Origin of the sequence: Chromobacterium haemolyticum DSM 19808 (genome assembly GCF_000711885.1) — a bacterium.
Taxonomy (GTDB): Bacteria; Pseudomonadota; Gammaproteobacteria; order Burkholderiales; family Chromobacteriaceae; genus Chromobacterium; species Chromobacterium haemolyticum.
The window spans coordinates 100,021-117,924 of record NZ_JONK01000004.1; the positions used below are offsets into that span (position 1 = coordinate 100,021).

The window sequence follows — 17,904 nt, forward strand, 5'->3', positions numbered from 1 at the left end:
TCACCAGCCTTTTTTTGCAAGGAAGTAAGAATGGCATTAGGTACCGTTAAGTGGTTCAATGACGCTAAAGGTTTTGGCTTCATTACTCCGGATGAAGGCGGCGAAGACTTGTTCGCTCACTTCTCGGCCATCAACATGCAAGGCTTCAAAACCCTGAAAGAAGGGCAGCGTGTAAGCTTTGAAGTGGTGTCCGGTCCGAAGGGCAAGCAAGCGTCTAATATTCAGAACGCGTAACACCGGTTTTACTGTCTGTCTGCCGTAAGGCAAACAGCCCAGCTGATTGATGAAAAGCCCGCCATCCGGCGGGCTTTTGTTGTTGTCAGACCGCTGCTTTGGCCGCTCTTGGCGCGGCTGGGCCAAATTGGCGCGCCAGCGCGATAAAGGTGAGCGCGCCCGCGGCGGCCAGCAGCAGCCAGGGCAGGCCGGCTTGATGCTGGTTCTGAGCAAAGTCGTACAGCCAGCCGCCGGCGAGAAAGCCTCCGCCGCCGCCCAAGGCCAGCCCCAGCCTGCTGGCGCCCATATAGCTTGCTCTGGCTTCCGGACGAGCCAGGCTGGCGACCAGGGTTTCCCGCGCAGGTTCGGTGATGAGGGTGCCGAGAAAGAACACCGCCAAGATGACGAAGGCGGCCAGCGGTTGCCGCACCGCGGCCATGCAGGCCAGGCTGAGGCTCATCAGCGCAATGCCGGCCAGTACTCGGGTTTCCAGGCGGAAATGGCGTTCGCCCAGCCGCGCCAGCGGGTAAAGCAGGCTGAGCGACAAGGCGGTTTCCAGTCCGTACATCCAGCCGACGGCCTGAGGGGTGCCGGTCAATTGCTTGATTGCGATGGGTAGCAGCAACATGATCTGCACGCTGAGCAGGTAGTAGCCGCTGAGCGTGAGCACCAGTTTCAGAAAGCGGCGGTCGTTCAGCACCGTGCGGATAGAGGCCAGCGCCGGCGCGCGCCGCGCGGCCACGCGATAATCCGGCAGCAGGCAGGCGTTTGCCGCCGCCGCGGCCAAGAACGCGGCAGCGCCGCCCAGACAGACCCAGCGGAAGTCGAACTGCAGCAGCCAGGAGCCGAACAGGGCGCCGCCTACTGCGCCGGCGCTGTCCTGCATCATCAGCAGGGAATAAAAGCGATTGCGCTCTCGGGGTCTTGTCAATTTGGCCACCAGCGCGGAGCGGGGCGGATCGAACAGCGTGCCGCCCAGGCCGGAGAGCAAGCAGGACAGCCAGAGCTGCCACGGCGAGTCCGCCAGCGCCATGGCGGCGAAGCCGGCGGCGCGCAGCAGCATGCCGGCCACAATCAGGGGTTTGGCGCCGAAACGGTCAGCCAAGGATCCGCCGAACAGGCCTAGCCCCTGCTGGGTGAATTGACGCAGGCCCAATCCAAAGCCCACCGCGGCGGCGGTCCAGCCGAGTTGATCGACGAAATGAAGGCTGATCAAGGGAAAAACCATGAAGAAACCGAATACCACGATCAGGTTGTCCACCAGGATGAAAGCTTTGCCCAAGGTCCGGGCCCGCTTTAGCAGTGCCATGAAATCTCCTTATTTTCATGTCATTCTATGAGTGCCCCTGATATTCTGTAACTGATTAATCTGTAATAGTTAATATTGGATTTTCTTATGTCTATCGTCCTCTCGGATTTGAGCCTGCTGCTGGATATCGCTGAGTTGGGCAGCTTCAGTCAGGCTGCCGCCAAGCGTGGCTGGTCGCAGCCACAGGTCAGTCAGAGAGTGCAAGCGTTGGAGTTGGAACTGGGGGTATGTCTGTTTCATCGCCATCGGCGTGGCGCGGAACCCACAGCGGCCTGCCTGGCCTTTTTGCCATCGGCACAGCAGGCGGTGTCGGCTCTGGAGCAGGGGAGGGAAATCCTGCAGGGCACGCCGGCCTTACCCTGCTTGCGGCTTTCTTGTCTGCCATCGCTGACATCGGCGGTTTTTGGCCCCTTGTTGTTGGATCTGGCCGAAGCGCCGCTGGAAATCCGCTGCGACACCGACCATTCATCGCAGATCATGCAGAACCTGTTGTCCGGTTTGGTGCAGGTGGGTTTTGTGCTGCGTTGCCCGGCGATGGCGGGCATTCAGATGGAAACGCTGTGGCGCTCTCCCATCGTGGCGGTGGCAGCGGCCGGGCATCCCTTGGCGGAGCGCGAACAGCCGCTGTATCTGGAGGAGGCGGCGGCTTACCGGATTGCGCCCCAGTACTGGGGTGTGGAGTGTGACGAGTTGATACGACGGCTGCGTCTGGCTCGCACCGTCGCCCAGCCCATCCATGCGGTGCAGCCGGCGTCAGCGGCCAGGGAACTGGCTTTGCGCCACGGCTTTCTTTGCTTCATGCCGGAGTTGTCGATTCAGTCTGATCTGGCCGACGGTGTTTTGCGCCGGCTGAAAATTGCAGATCTACCTGCCTGGCAGTGGGAGGTGACAATGGCTTGGCGCGCAGGCAAACGCAGGGACGAGGGGAAGGAGTTGGTGTTGGACGCCGCCCGGGCCTTGGCCGGGCGGTGGGCGTCAATGGCGTCCGGCTAGCGACTCGGCTGCGCTCTGCGCCAGCTGGCTGTATTGTTGGCCGAATTCGGCCACCATCTGGCGTAATTTGGCGGTGTCGCGGGCAATGATGGTCTTGAGCAGGTTTTCCAGGAAGAGTTGGGTCTGTTCCATTTGGCTCTTGCCGGCTCGCAAAATGGCGAACAGACAACGCTGGGTCAGCGGCAGCAAATCCTTCAGGGTGTGCTCCAAGTAGCGGTTGCCGGCATAGAGGTACAGGGTGTCGAGGAAATCGACGCCGTGTTCGTAAAAGCCTTGCAAATCGTCTTTGCGGTTGCACTCGGCCAACTGGGTGGTGACTTCGAAGAAGTGGGCCAGGTCGTCGTTCTGCCAAGAGGTGGCGAGGTTACAGACGGCTTGATCCAGCAGTAGAAACCACAGTTCGAAGAAATGGCGCACATCCTGACCCGTGATGCTGGACACCACCGCGCCGCGGCGCGGGAAAATCTCCACCAGATGGCGGCGTTGCAAAATCAATAAAGCTTCGCGCACGGACCCGCGGCTGACTTCCAGCTCCGACGCAATGCGCAATTCCTGAATGCGCTCCCCTGCTTGCATCGTGCCTTGTATGATTTGTTTGCCCAGGTATTGGGCGATTTGTTCGGTCAGTGAGTCGTTCGCTTTGAACGTCATCTTGCTCTCCGGAATAGAATATTATTATTTTCCTATGTTTGATATGCGAGGGCAATCAAACTGCAATGTTTGTCTGGCAGTAGTTTGTCCGACAGATTGTTGTTATCAAAACATTATCAGTGGTTTTGAGGCCAACTGTTGTCAACTTGCCGCACTAGACAAGCATTACTGAGGTTTTGCTTGCGCATTCATCATATCAATCATACGATTAAAACGATTGTTTGAAATGGCTGACACGAGAGGGGCTATCAAAATAAGCGAGAGGCGTCGGAGAGGTATTTCCGCCGTCTCGCGGACTCGGCCGGCGGCCGGCCCGCGCGGGGAAAGCAGCCTAGCAGGCGACGAGCGGCACAAGCCGAATGTCGCCGTAAGCGGGCCGTCCCGCGAGGGCGTTGAAGCCGGCGCGGCGTTCGCGAACTTTAGCGGGTTGTGTCCGGTGTGGAACCGGGAGTGTGATTCAGGCCTTCGCCTTTGGCGAAGGCCTTTTTTCTTGCCGTTTATTCCGGGCGACGGCAGGCCATCAGATAGTTGACGGCGGTATCTTCGCCCAGCGAGTAGATGCGGGCCAGCGGGTTGTAGCTCATGCCGCGGACCGCGTCCATATCCAGACCGGCGTTGCGGGCCATGCGCGATAACTCCGAGGGCTTGAGGAAGCGCGCGTACTCATGGGTGCCGCGAGGCAGCATGTTCAGCACGTATTCGGCGCCGACCACCGCCAGCAGGTAGGATTTTGCATTGCGGTTGAGCGTGGAGAAGAACACCCAGCCGCCGGGTTTGACCAGGCTGGCGCAGCTGCGCACCACGCTTTGAGGGTCCGGCACGTGCTCCAGCATTTCCATGCAGGTGACCACGTCGAAGCTTGCCGGGGCTTCCTCCGCCAGTTCCTCTACCGCCACGCAGCGGTAATCCACCGCCACGCCGGACTCCAGGCTGTGTAGTTGGGCCACTTTCAGCGACTTTTTGGCTAGGTCTATGCCGGTGACGGCGGCGCCGCGCGCGGCCATGCTCTCCGCCAGGATGCCGCCGCCGCAACCCACGTCCAGCACTTGCTTGCCGGCAATGGCCGCGCGTTCGTCGATGAAGCCCAGGCGCAGCGGGTTGATTTCATGCAGCGGCTTGAATTCGCCGCTCATGTCCCACCATTTGTGCGCCAGTTGGCTGAATTTGTCGATTTCGGTTTCGTCTACATTGATCATGATTATTTCGCCAGGATGCGATGACGCCAGTCTTCGGCGCGAGCCTTGAGCGCGGCTTCGTCCAGGGTCTTGAGTTGGCGTTGCTCCAAAAGGGCCTGACCTTTGACCCAGACGTGGCTGACTTGTTCGCGGCCGGCCGCGTAGACCACATGGGAGATTGGATCGAAGGCCGGGGCGGTTTCGATGGCGGAGAGGTCGATGGCGATCAGGTCGGCCTGTTTGCCGGCCTTGATCGAGCCAACCTTGTCTGCGATGCCCAGCGCGCGAGCGCCGTTGAGCGTGGCCATGCGGATGGCCGCGGCGGCCGGCACCGAGGTGGGGTCCAGGGTGCCCACTTTGGCCAGCAGCGCCGCCAGCCGGGTTTCCGCCAGCATGTCCAGCTTGTTGTTGGAGGCGGCGCCGTCGGTGCCTATGCCCACGGCGATGCCTGCCTGCAGCATTTTGGGAATGGGGGCGATGCCGGAGGCCAGTTTCATATTGGACGAGGGATTGTGCGCTACCGACACACCGTGCTTGGCGGCGATTTCGATTTCCTCGTCGTTCAAATGCACCATATGGGCGGCGATCAGACGCGGGGACAGCAAGCCTAATTGTTGCAGGCGGGCCAGCGGGCGCTGATGGCGTTCCTTGACGCTGTTGTTCACCTCGTCCGCGGTTTCGTGGATGTGGCAGTGGATCAACATGTCTTCTTGCTCGGCTAGCGTCACCACTTTGGCGAAGGTGTCGTCCGACACCGTATAAGGCGCGTGCGGCGCCAGCGTGAAGGTGATCAGTTCTTCGCCCAGGAACTGGCGACGTTCGGCCAGCGATTTGCTGATGTAGTCGTCGGCGTTGCTGGCGTAGTTGGTGGGGAACTCCAGGATGGAACAGCCCACAAAGGTGCGCATGCCGGAGGCCAGGCCGGCGCGAGCCATTGCGCCGTGATAGAAATACATGTCGTTGATGGTGGTGGTGCCGCCGCGGATCATTTCCCCCATTGCCAGCAGCGCGCCGTCAAACACGAAGTCGTCGCGGACATGTTTGCCTTCGGCCGGCCAGATATGGTTGGTCAGCCAATCCATCAGCGCTTTGTCGTCGGCCAGGCCGCGCAAGAGCGTCATCGCGGAGTGGCCGTGAAGATTGATCAGGCCGGGCATCAGTGCGTGGTTGGGCAATTCCACGCGTTGATCCGCCTCCAGCGCGCCGGCTTGGTCGGCTGGAATAATCGCGGCAATCCTGCCATTCTTCAAAGCAATGGCGTGGTTTTCCAGGATTTCACCGTCTTCCTCTACGGTAATGATCCAGCGGGCGGTGATAACTTTGTCATAACGGGACTGGGACATGGGGCAATCCTGGCGCGATTTTGAAGTGACGTGGATTGTAGGCCGAGGCTAAATTCAAGGCAATGACGGAAGGTGGGAGGAAGCGTCGGAGCGTGCCGGCGAAAGGCTTGCCGGATCCGAGCTTGACAAGGCGATGACTAGTGAATATTCCAGCATTTTGCCGGGATTATCCGGTGTATACTTTTGAAAATATGAACAACTGACGCATGGGCTCAATTGCCTGCGGCTAATGGCGAGCGATAATAAACGCAAACATGGCACACCACGCTGACGATAAATCCACAGCCAGTACCGGCCTCTCCCTTAGGGCTGTCTTTCTCATCGCCGTAGTGCTGGGCTTGCTGATTCCCGCGTCCATCATCAGTTATCTGAGCTTCAATATTCAAAGGGACGCGCTGACCGCCCAGCTGGAAACCGATCAAAAACGCCTGCTGGACATCGTGGCCCTGGGCATGCAGGAGCCCCTGTGGAACCTGAGCCGCCAGGCAGGCAATCCCTTGATCGCTTCGGTGATGGAAGACGCGCGGGTGGTTTCCATCCGCGTCACGGATACCCAGTCCAATCAGATATTCCTGTCCTCGGTACGTGCGGAGCGTCGTATCGGCAGCGTGTCCTTTGTGGAAAAACCAGTGATTTATCGCGGCGAGGAAATCGGCCAGGTGACGCTGGAATTCGATAATGAGCATCTCGCCATCGCGCTTAATAACCAGATCAAGAACATCCTGATGATTCTGGCGGCGCAACTGGTGTTGTCCATTCTGCTGATCATGAGCATTTTGCATTCGCGTTTCCTCAGCCCGATGAAGGCGCTGACCGAGCAGGCGCGTTTGCTGGCCGAGCTCAAGCTGGACCGGCCGTTCGAATGGCAGCGCCGCGATGAGATCGGCCATCTCGGAAAGCATTTGGAATGGACTCGAGCCGAGCTTAAGCGCTTGCTGGACGAGCTGCGCGCCAAGACGCTGGCGCTGGAGGCGGATATTTCCCGGCGCCGCGAGGTGGAGGACGCGCTGCGTCGCTCCGAGAACAAATACCGCGAGTTGTTTTGGTCCAACCTCGACGGCATCGTGATCAGCTCGCTGGACGGCCAGGTGATAGACGCCAACCCCGCCTTCCTCAACCTGATGTGCTACAGCCTGGATCAGCTCAAGCTGCAGAATTTCTGGACTTTGGTGGGGCCGGAGAGCGAGGCGCTGGAGCGCTTCAATCTGGACAACAAGGTGCTGCGTTTCGGTTATTGCGACGAGTTCGAGGCCACCTATATCAACCGCTTCGGCAATCCGGTGCCGGTCAGCGTCAAGACCGTGGCGATGCGCGACGCCTTCGGCCGCATCAACGCGGTATGGCGCATGGTGCGAGACATCTCCGAGAAACGCGCGGCGGAGGAGAGGGTGCAATTGGCGGCCAAGGTGTTCGAGAACACCGTGGAAGGCATCATGATCACAGACGCGGACAAGCGCATCCGCAGCGTCAACCGCGCCTTCACCGAAATCACCGGCTACACCCAGCATGAAGTGCTGGGCCAGAAGACCAGCGTGCTGTCCTCCGGCCGCCACGACCAGCCGTTCTACGAGCAGATGTGGCAGTCCATCGCCGACCACGGCTCCTGGCAGGGCGAGCTGTGGAACCGGCGCAAGAACGGCGAGGTGTTCCCGGAATGGCTGGCGATCAACGCGGTGCGCAACAGCCTGGGCGAAATTACCCATTATGTGGCGATCTTCAGCGACTTGACCGAACGCAAGGCGGCTGACGAGCGTATTCAGTTCCTCGCGCATTTCGACGTATTGACCAGCCTGCCCAACCGCGTGCACATGCAGGACCGGGTGGAGCTGGCGATCCACAATGCCGGCCGCGACAACGAGCGGCTGGCGCTGTTGCTGCTGGACCTGGACCGCTTCAAGACCGTGAACGAATCGCTGGGCCATACTGCCGGCGACACCCTGCTGCAAGTGGCGGCGGACCGCATCAAGGGCGTGCTGGGGCCGGGAGAGATGCTGGCGCGTCAGGGCGGCGACGAATTCATCGTCTTGCTGCCGGTGATTTCCGATCCCGGCGAAGCGGCGCTGGCGGCGGAGCGCATCCGCGATGCTTTCTCCGCCTCGATAGAACTGCACAACCATGTGATCACCATCACGCCGTCGATAGGCATCAGCGTTTATCCGGACGATGGCCGCGACTACGAAACTTTGGTGCGCAACGCCGACGCGGCGATGTACCACGCTAAATCTTCTGGCCGCAACAGTTACAAGTTCTACACCGCCGACCTCAACGCCCGCGCTCGCGAAATCCTGGCGATCGAAAGCCAGCTGCGTTTTGCGCTGGAGCGCGAGGAGTTCGTGCTGCACTATCAGCCGCAGGTGGAAATGGCCAGCGGCCGCATCATCGGCGCGGAGGCCTTGATCCGCTGGAATCATCCGTCACTGGGCGTGCTGGGGCCGGTGCGCTTTATTGAAGTGGCGGAAGAACGCGGCTTCATCGTTCAGATCGGCAACTGGGTGATAGGCGAGGCCACGCGCCAGTTGGCCGCCTGGCGCAGCCAGGGCCTGCCGGAATTGACTTTGGCCATCAATCTGTCCGCCTTGCAGTTCCGCCAGTCCGATCTGGCCGAGCAGATCACCTCGGCGCTGGCCGCCAACGGCCTGCCCGGCCATGCGCTGGACATCGAGGTGACCGAGAGCGTGGTGATGGAGGACGCGATGGCCACCATCCAGGCCATCGACAATATGAAGAATATGGGGTTGAAGCTGTCCATCGACGACTTCGGCACCGGCTATTCCAGCCTGTCCTACCTGAAGCGCTTCAAAGCGGATAAATTGAAGATCGACCGCTCCTTCGTGCGCGACATCCCGCACGACGCCGACGACACCGCCATTGCCCGCGCCATCATCAATATGGCCAAGAACCTGAATATGAAGGTGGTGGCGGAAGGGGTGGAGACGATAGAGCAATGGCACTTCCTGCAACGCGAGGGCTGCGAGTACGTACAAGGCTACTTGATCGCCCGGCCGCTGCCGGCGGATGAGTTTGTCAAACTGCTGGCTCAGGACAGCCTGTTGCCGCAGGAGTGAGATGGCCTAAGGCTGGGGCGGGAGTGCGCTGATGACTTTCAAGATTGGCGACGATGCGGTAGATATCGGCAAGGAAGTGTTGTCGCGCAGCCTGGACTTCGTGCCTATTCCCATCCTGATTTCTGAGTCTGGCACCAAGCTGGACCAGCCCGGCCAGCGCATCCATCGCTATCTCAACCGAGCGTTCCTGCAACAGATAGGTTACACGCTGGAGCAGATGCCGGACATGGAGGCCTGGTTCCGCTTGGCTTATCCCGATCCGGTGTACCGATTGGAGGTGGAGCAAAGCTGGTTGCAGGCGGTGAAGGACAGTCTGGCGCTGGGCCGCAACCTGGCGGAGATGACGGTGCATGTGTGCTGCGCCGACGGCCGGCTGCGTTGGTTCATCGTCACCGCCCAACTGCACGCCGACCTGCTGCCTAACTGGCACATCGTCACCTTTCGCGATGTGGACGACCTCAAGTGCATGATGGACGATAACGCTCGTCTGTCGCGCACGGACTTTCTCACCGGATTGATCAATCGCCGCGAGGCGGTGCGCCAGTTGGAGTCCGCCTGGCTCCAATGGCTGCAGACGCGTCGGCCGTTCGCCGTGCTGCTGTGCGATATTGATCACTTTAAGCTGGTGAACGACCGTTTTGGCCATGACGGCGGCGACTATGTGCTGGTGGAAGCGACGCGTTTGTTGCGCGAGGCGTTTCCGGACTTGATCTGTTCGCGCTGGGGCGGGGAGGAGTTCCTGCTGTTGGCCCCGGACGCCGATCATGCCAAGGCCGCTGCGCTGGCGGAGCGTGTCCGGCAGCGGCTCGCCAGCGCCAATCTGCAGTGGCAGCAACAGCCGGTGCCGTTGACGCTGAGCATAGGCCATGTCTGTGTTCAGCCCGGTCTGGAAGTGGAGGCCTTGCTCCAGCGAGCGGATGTCGCCTTGTATCGGGCCAAGGCGGCGGGGCGCAATTGTTGCCGGGAGGGGTGATGCCGGCGGGCTGTCAGTGAGCGGCTGTCGTGGGGCTGGCCATGGCCTGTCTCAAGTAGTCGATGAACACTCGCAGTTTTGCCGGCTGATGCAGGTGGTGGGGGTAGTACAGGTAAAAAGCCTCCGCAGGCGGCATCCAAGCCCCCAGCACGCTCACCAGGCTGCCGTCGGCCAGATGAGGCGCAGCCATCGCTTGCGGCAAATAAACAATACCGAGCCCGCCCAGCGCGACATGCAGCGCCGCCGCGGTGTCGTTGGCGGTTAGCGGGCCTTGCACCGAGACTTCGAATGGCCGCCCTGCGTCGACGAATTGCCAGCGGTAGATCTGGCCGCTGCTGGCGAAGCGATAGCGCAGGCAATCATGCTGTCGCAATTGGGACGGATGCTCGGGCGTGCCGCGCGCCTGCAGGTAGCCAGCGCTTGCCGCCACGCAGAAGCGCAGCGGAGCGCTGACCGCCACCGCCTGCATGTCTTGTTGCAGGCTCTCGCCAAAGCGCAGGCCGGCATCCAGGCCCCGCTCCACGATATCCACCAATTGATTGTTCACGTCCAGCTCCAGCCGCAGTTGCGGGTGCGCGCGCATGAAGCCGGGCAACAGCGGATACAGCAGCAGGCTGGCGGCGGTGTGAGGCAAGGTCAGCTTCAGCGTGCCGCTGACCTGTCCTTGCCACTGGCGGGTGTCGTCCAGCGCGCTATCCAGCTGTTCCAGTAGCGGCGTTATCCGCGCCAGCAGCGCTTGGCCTGCCTCTGTGAGCCCAACCTTGCGGGTGGTGCGGTTCAATAGGCGCACGCCCAATTGGGCCTCCAGCTGACGCAGAGTCTGGCTGAGGGCCGAGGGCGTGATTTCTTGCTGGGCGGCTGCGCGGGTGAAGCTGCCATGCCGGGCTATCAAGCGGAAAGCTTGCAGCGCATGCAGGGAGTTTTGCGTCATTGTGAAGTTTTTCTACGTAATACATGCAGATTAAGCCTATTTTTCCGGTGGCGGCAAGCGCATATGCTTCAGGCATCTCAACCGATCACGAAAGATGGCAGACATGAAGCAACGAACCCTGGGCCGTAATGGTCCTTCCGTTTCCGTACTGGGCTTGGGTTGCATGGGCATGAGCGCTTTTTACGGCGCGCATGACGATGCGGAATCGCTGCGCACGCTGAATCACGCGCTGGATCGCGGCGTCAATTTGCTAGACACCGCCGATATGTACGGCCCCTATCGCAATGAGGCGTTGTTGGCGCAAGTATTGAAGTCGCGTCGCCAGGAGGTTGTGTTGGCCACCAAGTTCGGCATCGTGATGGACGCGGCCAATCCCGCCGCGCGCGGCGTCAACGGCCGGCCGGAGTATGTGCGCAGCAGCTGCGAGGGCAGCCTCAAGCGGCTGGGGATCGACGTTATCGACCTTTACTACCTGCATCGCGTGGATCCACAGGTGCCGATCGAGGAAACCGTGGGGGCGATGGCGGAGTTAGTCTGCGCGGGCAAGGTTCGTTATCTGGGCTTGTCCGAAGCCGCGCCGGACACCTTGCGCCGCGCGCACGCCATTCATCCCATCCAAGCGCTGCAAAGCGAATATTCGTTGTGGACGCGGGACCCGGAGCAGCAAACGCTGGCTCTGTGCCGGGAGCTGGGCATCGGTTTCGTCGCCTACAGTCCCTTGGGCCGCGGATTCCTGACCGGAGCGATTCGAAGCCCGGACGACTTTGACGCAGACGACTACAGGCGGAGCAGTCCGCGTTTTCTCGGCGAGAATTTCCGCCGCAATCTGGCGCTTGTGGAGCGGGTGAAGGCCCTGGCCGAGGCCAAGGGCTGCAGTCCGGCGCAATTGGCGCTGGCCTGGGTATTGGCGCACGGCGAGCATATCGTCGCCATCCCCGGCGCGCGCCGCATTCGTAATCTGGATGACAACCTGGGCGCTTTGGCGTTGGAGTTGAGCCCAGCGGAAGTGGCGGAAATCGACGCGGTATTCCCGCCGGAGGCTGTCAGCGGTTTGCGCTACGCGGCTGAGGTGATGGCGACAGTTCAGCGTTGAGCGTAGTGTTAGCGGTCTCGTTGCCAGTCGCGGCGGTCCCGCTCATGGTCGTGGCCATGGTCGTGATCGTCGTGCCAGTCACGGTGGTCGCGATCCTTCTGCCGATCCTGATCGCGTTCATGCTCGTGGCCGCGGTGGACTTCGTGGTAATGCGGCACGTAGACCTGGCGATACCATTCATCGCGGACAAAATACACCGGCCTGCCACAGGCGTTGTAGCGGCCGCAGTAGCGGCCCCAGTGCTTGGCATGCCCTGGCGGCACCCGCAAATAAATTGGAGCGATGGCCACCGGGACAGGCTGAATGATCACTGGCTGTGGCGAGATCAGCTCCGGCGCCGGGAAGCCGCCGATATTCAACTGACCGTAAAATCCGGGTTCTCCGACGCTGATGGATACGCCGGCCTGGGCCGGCGCGGCGCTGAGCCAGGCGGAGGCGCCAAGCGCAGCGAATACGAACAAGTGTTTCATGGCAGTGTCCTTTTATAGTACAAGCGAGTGTTGTACTGCCAATATCGGCCAGCACTATTGCGCATGCGCGAATTTCAAGCGCTGAATTATGTGGATTGTTGGCGAAAAAGGGTTTTGCAAACAAAACGCACAGTTTGGAACTCGAGAGAGGCGACACCGCCGTTGCCTGCTTGAATATGGGATGCGGCAATAGCTCAAGGTTTGCCACGCTGCGGCGATGGAGGTTGAAACTCCTTTTGCAATAAGGGCTGTACCGTGGATACATTCCGTTTTCTTAGAGCCTGTTCAAAGTCTGGCGAGCCAGGGTGAGACAAGGCGAAAACGAGCGAAACAGCGGAATGGTGGAGGGGGACATGAGTATTTTGAGCTTGTTTTTAACGCCGTGTCGCCGCAGCGCAGCAGATCGTAAACAGCTTCTTAAGCGGCTAGAAGGCCAGCTTCACGGCTGAGGCAAAGTAGTACGGGGCGGGGATAAAAAAAGCCGCGCACCATTCGGCGAGCGGCTTGGCCGTGTTGTTGGTTTACAGCGTTCGTGAAAAATATGGCCATTTATTTGTAATGGTTTTTCATCTCCGTGCTCATGTGCCAAGCCCGTGAGTGCGCCGGCTACATGAAAAGACCCTACAAAATTTGCGCTCTCCGTGAAAATTTTGTCGTCGGTTACAGCAAATCAATCACTTACAGATATAGCGCCAATGAACTATCAGCAGCCCATCTACCCCAGGTTTTGGCCGCGGGTGGGCCGTTTTGGCGTGAGTTCTTCCTCTGCCGGCTTATGGGATGTCGTTAAATGATTGACTCGCCAAGTTTCTTCAGCCTGGCGAAGTACATGACAAAGGCCGCCACAAAGAATGCGTCACCAATGACCACAAGTATGGCGAAGTCTGATGTCCATCCATTTTGAAGCATGTATAAGAGGTTCAGTGCAAACAGAGCCTTACCAATGCCGCCCATAAACACGATGCCGGTGTGGCGTATGGGGTTGGATGCGACCATCAAGAATCCGAATCCATATAGGAGCGCAGTGCCCCACGCTCCTCTATAGACAGCGACCAACACCGGATCAGTCAATTCACGTCCAAATTCACGCGCAAACATGCCGGCGCTATCGAGCAGTCCGGGGATGGCCCCTGAATCGCCCCTCCTTTCCTAGACACTTCAAGAGCCTCACACTAGGCCCAGCAAGGAGGTGTCATGAGCAGGCAGCGTTTCCCCGAAGAGTTCAAGATTGAAGCCGTCAAACAGGTCACTGAACGCGGCTATCCCGTCGCCGAAGTAGCCAGCCGTCTCGGCGTATCTGCCCACAGCCTGTATCAATGGCTGAAACGCTACGACCCCACGCGCGCCAAACCGGCCGAATCAGTAGACCAGCAAGCCGAAATCCGCCATCTCAAGGCAGAGCTGAAACGGGTCACCGAGGAACGCGACATCCTAAAAAAGGCCGCCGCATACTTTGCCAAGGAGTCCGGGTAAGGTATGCCTTCATCCGGGCCCACGAGCAGCAGTTTCCAGTCCGACGACTGTGTCGTGTCATGTCAGTGCATCCCAGCGGCTACTACGCCTGGAAAGCGTCCCCGCATTCACTCCGCGCCCGCGAAGACCAACGCTTGCTGGGGCAAATCAAGCAGGCTTGGCTCGAGAGTGGCGGTGTCTATGGCTACCGCAAGGTGTATGACGACCTGCAGGCTCAGGGGGAGCGCTGCGGCAAACATCGTGTGGCACGGCTGATGAAGCAGGAGGGCCTGCGTTCGCAGACGGGCTACCACCGGCGCCCTGGGCATTACAGTGGCCGCCCGGCAGTGGTGGCGCCGAACCACCTGCAGCGCCAGTTCACCGTCGATGCGCCGAATAAAGCCTGGGTGACCGACATCACGTATATCCGCACGCATGAGGGGTGGCTGTACCTGGCGGTGGTGCTCGACCTGTTCTCGCGACAGGTCATTGGCTGGTCGATGCAGTCACGTATCGATAGAGAGCTGGTGCTGAATGCCTTGTTGATGGCGGTGTGGCGACGTCAGCCCAAGCAGGAGGTGCTGGTGCATTCCGACAGGGGAGTCAGTTCAGTAGTTACGACTGGCAGGACTTCTTGAAGGCCCATCGCTTGGTACCCAGCATGAGCCGGCGAGGAAACTGCCACGACAATGCCGTGGCGGAGAGTTTCTTTCAGCTACTGAAGCGGGAGCGCATCAAGCGAAAAACCTATCACGACCGGGAAGAAGCCCGCCGTGACATCTTCGATTACATCGAGATGTTCTACAACCCGAAACGCCGGCATGGTTCCGCAAACGGGCTATCGCCGGTAGAGTTTGAGAAGCAATATTTCCAACGGCTCAAGAGTGTCTAGAGAAGCCGGGGCGATTCAGTGAAAGGGTCTGCTGAACCGCTTTTGGAGACGCTGGCTCTGCATCTAGACTTGCTGTCTGAGCCTGCTGAGAGTTAATACCTGATAGCCTAGCCGACTGTTTTCGTTTTTTGAGCTTCTTGCTGGCAAGCTGCTCGCCGATTACCTGACGAATCTGTTCTTTGGCTTGGGCGCGTTTCAGGGGATCGGTTTCGGATAGGCCGGCTTCGCGCAACTCTTGGCAAATAAGCTGATGGACTTCCAGGCGAAGGCCCGAGGCGTAGTCGAATTCGACCGCCGGTACTTTGATTGCTTCCCCGGTGTCAGGATGGACCACGTAGATGTGGCCAAGGTCAGCCCGGTTGTATCGAACCTGTACGGTTACCTTTTCTCCATACTGGTGGCGGATCGGATAGACCTCCCGGCTGTTGTAACGCAGGTTGAACAGCTCGATGCCGTAGTGCCAAAGTACCCGTTCTTCCCCTTCGGTCAACGCAACATCCAGCACTTTCAGATTCGGTAAGGCGGGTGGGTTGTCATGGGTGCCGTCCTGCCACATTCCCAGAGGCGTACGCTTGAGGCCACGATGAAACTTGACCGAGTACACGTCGACAATCCAGATGTGTAGGGCATGCATGAGTTCGTCGAATGTGGCCACGGCGGTTTTCAGCGGATCGTATCCATGGCGTTCCATCCAGTTGGAGAGGCTGGTTCCTGCCTGTGCATGCAGAAAGTTGCGAGAGATTGAGCCAAAGGCCCGCTCGACCATCCCTTTGAAATACGGTTTTCGCTTGGGGCAGAACTGCAGGATGATGCCTAGCTCGAAGCACGCCTGCTCCAGGGCACGGCTATGAAATTCCAGGCCATTGTCGCAGACCAGTGTCTGCATGAGTCCGAAGCATGGCCAAGTACCCTCGACACGTGAGTAGTGTTCGCTAACGTAGGCCTTCGGCAGGATGGTATTCCGTAGGTAGCCGAACACCGCCTCAGTGTTTGGTCCGCCGAAGCTGACGTAGATGCCGAGAATCATCCGGCTCTTCCGGTCGATGATGACGGTTAGCCACGGGCGGCCAAATGGCATTCCATTTTTTTCGTCTACGACAAATAGATCTACTGGTGTGTGGTCGACTTCAGCGGTTTCCAATATGAACTTGGCTTTGGGGCTGCCCAAGCTAGTGCGGAAGCGGAGTGACGCTTCTTGCTTGCCAAATTTGGCCACAGCCTGTTCGTAAGCAGGGTAGGCAAGGACTGCCCGACGTACGGTGTCATAACTTGGTAGAAGCAAGGTGTTATCGGGTGCACGCACTTGGTTCAAGGCATGAATACGGACACGTAAGGCGTCATGAAGATCCACAATGCTAAATCCCGGTACTTCCAGATAGCGGGTCTCGATCAGCTCAATGAGCGCTTCCTGAACCTCGGTCGGGAAGCGGCAGCCAAACCATCCACGGGAATAGGGCTTTTCCAGCAAAGCGAGTGGATGATCATCATGCTGCAGCTTTTTCTTGAACCATCGGTAGATAGTTACAGTCGAGGGTACCTCAGGGTCTTCAAGTTGCTGAGCGATGCGTTCGAGAAGTGGCCGGAGCTTGGCTGGAGTGAAGACGATCTTATTCCCCATGGCCGAGAGCGCATCCAGATATTTTTTCCTCCGTAACGCTTCATCAATCGCCTTTTGCGGATAATTGCACAAGGTATCCGGATGTATACGGTTCGGCCCGGCAGCGGACGGAAGGTCGGCGATCGGCTTGGATGTAATGCGCCCGGCTGCCCATAGTTCCAGAAGCTGCTGCTTGGTGTGCTGGTACACCACCAAAGAGGCGATATCCTCCAGGGTCACAAGGTTGCCGTTGATCACCCGGACGACGCTGACTTCTCGCCCATCCAAAAGGAAGGTGCTGCCTTGGTTAAAGCGAATTGACGAAGACATAGTCGTCCTCCTGTTCTGTCAAAGTGATCACAGTGTCCGTGGTGATGGGCCGATCAAGATCACAGCTCACCAGTCCATGAGCGATCAGGCGCATGATGGCCCCCAAGTTTCCAAGCTCCTGCGAAAGCTGGTTTATAGTTGCCCGGCCGCCATGGCTAAATTGGCTGAGTAGTTGCTGCCTTGCCAGCCGGTCCTCTAGTGAGAAAGGTTGACGCAAGTAACGGTGCAACTGCTTGAGGTTGTCTAGCCGATGCGGTGCTCGAATGGAGTCGCTTGAGAGCACGATGAACTCGTGGCCTTGGTGCTGCATGGCATCACGGATGTGTCGCAGCTTTTCGTTAACGTCCGGCCTGGCCAGGGAGCGCGCCGGTTTTACCTCAACGATCAAAATCGAGCCGTCCCTTATCGTCAGGGCGTAATCAGGGGTATAGCGCCGGACTTTATTGCCCATCGCGTATCGGAGCTTGAACGGCTGCTCCTTGATATCGACAACTTGTGGAGTAAAGTCGAATAGGTATAACGCATCGCGTTCTAGTAACTGTTCGAACCCAACCATTCGTCTTGCTGTGACGGATGGGAAGCTGCCACGAATAATGGTTCCTGTGGGTGCGACGATTTGACGAGCTGGCGAATGCGTTTCTCTCTGCCGACCTGGCCATGGGCCAGTAGCATGTATTAGATATGTCATTGTTTCTCTCCGATTTCGTTAGCGAGAGGACGTGACTATGCCTCTCGACACAACGAGTTCGCTTTAAAAAGACAAACGGAGCTTGACCTTAGGGGGAGAGGGAACGATACTTGGCTTGTCGAAGGCCCTTTATGTATCGAGTTCGGCTCGTATTCCTAAAGGATCAAGTGAGGGTAGGTGCGAAAGCACCTACCCTTTTCTTGTTTGTCAGCTGGAAAGGCTTTGCAGATTCCTTTATTGCGCTAATGGATCTCCTCCGTTATTGATGCGTGGCTTCAAATTGTATAGTAGCTATATTCGGGGGTTTTTAGGTGGAATATATTAGACGCTACAGCAAAGATTTCCAATTAAAATATTTTAATTTCAACTGGCAGAGTGTATTTCCGACGATATTGTGAAATAAAAAAACTAGTATTGTGATACAAAAAATTCAGAAATTTGGCTAATATCCCTTTGGGCTAATTTGAATATGCCCGGAGTGATGGATAAGGAATAGTAGAAATAAAAAAGCCCCGATTTAAAGTCGGGGCTTTTTTTGAGCAAACACTCTGTTTTTCACCTAAATGCTGAAAATTTGCATCAACTCTGCAAACCTACACGACGGGACGTAAAAAAGCCCCGCACAGTGGCGGAGCTTTTTTAGAGCCGAGTAATATGGATTTCTCACTTTTTGCAAAAAAATCCCATTAACTCTGCAAACCTACAGCCCTAATGTGGAGGCTTGGGACG

The 17,904-nt window shown here is 58.5% G+C and carries 14 protein-coding genes and 1 pseudogene; 6 read left to right on the forward strand and 9 right to left on the reverse strand.

Annotated elements, in window-relative coordinates; all coding sequences use genetic code 11:
* Positions 1-30: 30 nt before the first annotated feature.
* Positions 31-234, forward strand: coding sequence for a cold-shock protein (locus tag BR71_RS02530; RefSeq protein WP_019101271.1), 204 nt, complete (start codon positions 31-33; stop codon positions 232-234).
* 85 nt (positions 235-319) lie between these two features.
* Here the strand turns inward: BR71_RS02530 and mdtH are convergent, their stop codons facing one another.
* Positions 320-1,522 carry a multidrug efflux MFS transporter MdtH gene (gene mdtH, locus BR71_RS02535; RefSeq protein ID WP_043632265.1) on the reverse strand — a complete coding sequence of 401 codons (1,203 nt, stop codon included), beginning with the start codon at positions 1,520-1,522 and terminating at the stop codon, positions 320-322.
* 87 nt (positions 1,523-1,609) lie between these two features.
* On the opposite strand from mdtH, the gene BR71_RS02540 reads away from it, so the two are divergent.
* Positions 1,610-2,515, forward strand: a complete 906-nt coding sequence (locus tag BR71_RS02540; protein ID WP_043632267.1) for a LysR family transcriptional regulator — start codon at positions 1,610-1,612, stop codon at positions 2,513-2,515.
* On the opposite strand, the gene BR71_RS02545 is transcribed toward BR71_RS02540, so the two are convergent.
* The 3 genes from BR71_RS02545 to BR71_RS02555 form a co-directional block, all read right to left on the reverse strand.
* Positions 2,498-3,166 carry a GntR family transcriptional regulator gene (locus BR71_RS02545; protein WP_019101268.1) on the reverse strand — a complete coding sequence of 223 codons (669 nt, stop codon included), beginning with the start codon at positions 3,164-3,166 and terminating at the stop codon, positions 2,498-2,500. The genes BR71_RS02540 and BR71_RS02545 overlap by 18 nt on opposite strands.
* Before the next feature lie 497 nt (positions 3,167-3,663).
* A complete protein-coding gene (ubiG, locus tag BR71_RS02550; protein WP_043632269.1) occupies positions 3,664-4,362 on the reverse strand; it encodes a bifunctional 2-polyprenyl-6-hydroxyphenol methylase/3-demethylubiquinol 3-O-methyltransferase UbiG in 699 nt (232 codons plus the stop codon).
* A gap of 2 nt (positions 4,363-4,364) precedes the next feature.
* Positions 4,365-5,684, reverse strand: a complete 1,320-nt coding sequence (locus BR71_RS02555; protein WP_043632277.1) for a TRZ/ATZ family hydrolase — start codon at positions 5,682-5,684, stop codon at positions 4,365-4,367.
* A gap of 254 nt (positions 5,685-5,938) precedes the next feature.
* On the opposite strand from BR71_RS02555, the gene BR71_RS02560 reads away from it, so the two are divergent.
* Entirely contained in the window at positions 5,939-8,749 is a 2,811-nt protein-coding gene (locus BR71_RS02560; protein ID WP_043632279.1) for a bifunctional diguanylate cyclase/phosphodiesterase, read from the forward strand.
* Positions 8,750-8,780: 31 nt separating this feature from the next.
* The gene (locus BR71_RS02565; RefSeq protein ID WP_052370278.1) at positions 8,781-9,722 is read left to right on the forward strand and encodes a sensor domain-containing diguanylate cyclase; all 942 of its coding nucleotides are present in this window, start codon (positions 8,781-8,783) and stop codon (positions 9,720-9,722) included.
* A 13-nt stretch (positions 9,723-9,735) separates the two neighbouring features.
* Here the strand turns inward: BR71_RS02565 and BR71_RS02570 are convergent, their stop codons facing one another.
* Entirely contained in the window at positions 9,736-10,653 is a 918-nt protein-coding gene (locus BR71_RS02570) for a LysR family transcriptional regulator (protein WP_043632282.1), read from the reverse strand.
* Positions 10,654-10,756: 103 nt separating this feature from the next.
* On the opposite strand from BR71_RS02570, the gene BR71_RS02575 reads away from it, so the two are divergent.
* Positions 10,757-11,746: an aldo/keto reductase gene (locus BR71_RS02575; RefSeq protein ID WP_043632285.1), complete on the forward strand. Its 990-nt coding sequence runs from the start codon at positions 10,757-10,759 to the stop codon at positions 11,744-11,746.
* 8 nt (positions 11,747-11,754) lie between these two features.
* Here BR71_RS02575 and BR71_RS02580 read toward each other — a convergent pair whose 3' ends face one another.
* Positions 11,755-12,216: a hypothetical protein gene (locus BR71_RS02580; protein WP_043632289.1), complete on the reverse strand. Its 462-nt coding sequence runs from the start codon at positions 12,214-12,216 to the stop codon at positions 11,755-11,757.
* A 786-nt stretch (positions 12,217-13,002) separates the two neighbouring features.
* Positions 13,003-13,314: a hypothetical protein gene (locus tag BR71_RS02585; protein WP_043632292.1), complete on the reverse strand. Its 312-nt coding sequence runs from the start codon at positions 13,312-13,314 to the stop codon at positions 13,003-13,005.
* A gap of 96 nt (positions 13,315-13,410) precedes the next feature.
* On the opposite strand from BR71_RS02585, the pseudogene BR71_RS23255 reads away from it, so the two are divergent.
* Positions 13,411-14,560 (forward strand): annotated as a pseudogene (locus BR71_RS23255) (IS3 family transposase).
* On the opposite strand, the gene BR71_RS02605 reads toward BR71_RS23255, so the two are convergent.
* Both BR71_RS02605 and BR71_RS02610 read right to left on the reverse strand, forming a co-directional pair.
* On the reverse strand, positions 14,547-16,487 hold the full coding sequence (locus BR71_RS02605; protein ID WP_043632307.1) for a Mu transposase C-terminal domain-containing protein: 1,941 nt from the start codon (positions 16,485-16,487) through the stop codon (positions 14,547-14,549). The pseudogene BR71_RS23255 and the gene BR71_RS02605 sit on opposite strands and share 14 nt — an antisense overlap.
* Positions 16,465-17,043: a TnsA endonuclease N-terminal domain-containing protein gene (locus BR71_RS02610; protein WP_043632311.1), complete on the reverse strand. Its 579-nt coding sequence runs from the start codon at positions 17,041-17,043 to the stop codon at positions 16,465-16,467. The genes BR71_RS02605 and BR71_RS02610 overlap by 23 nt, the downstream gene beginning before the upstream one ends.
* Between the last annotated feature and the right edge of the window lie 861 nt (positions 17,044-17,904).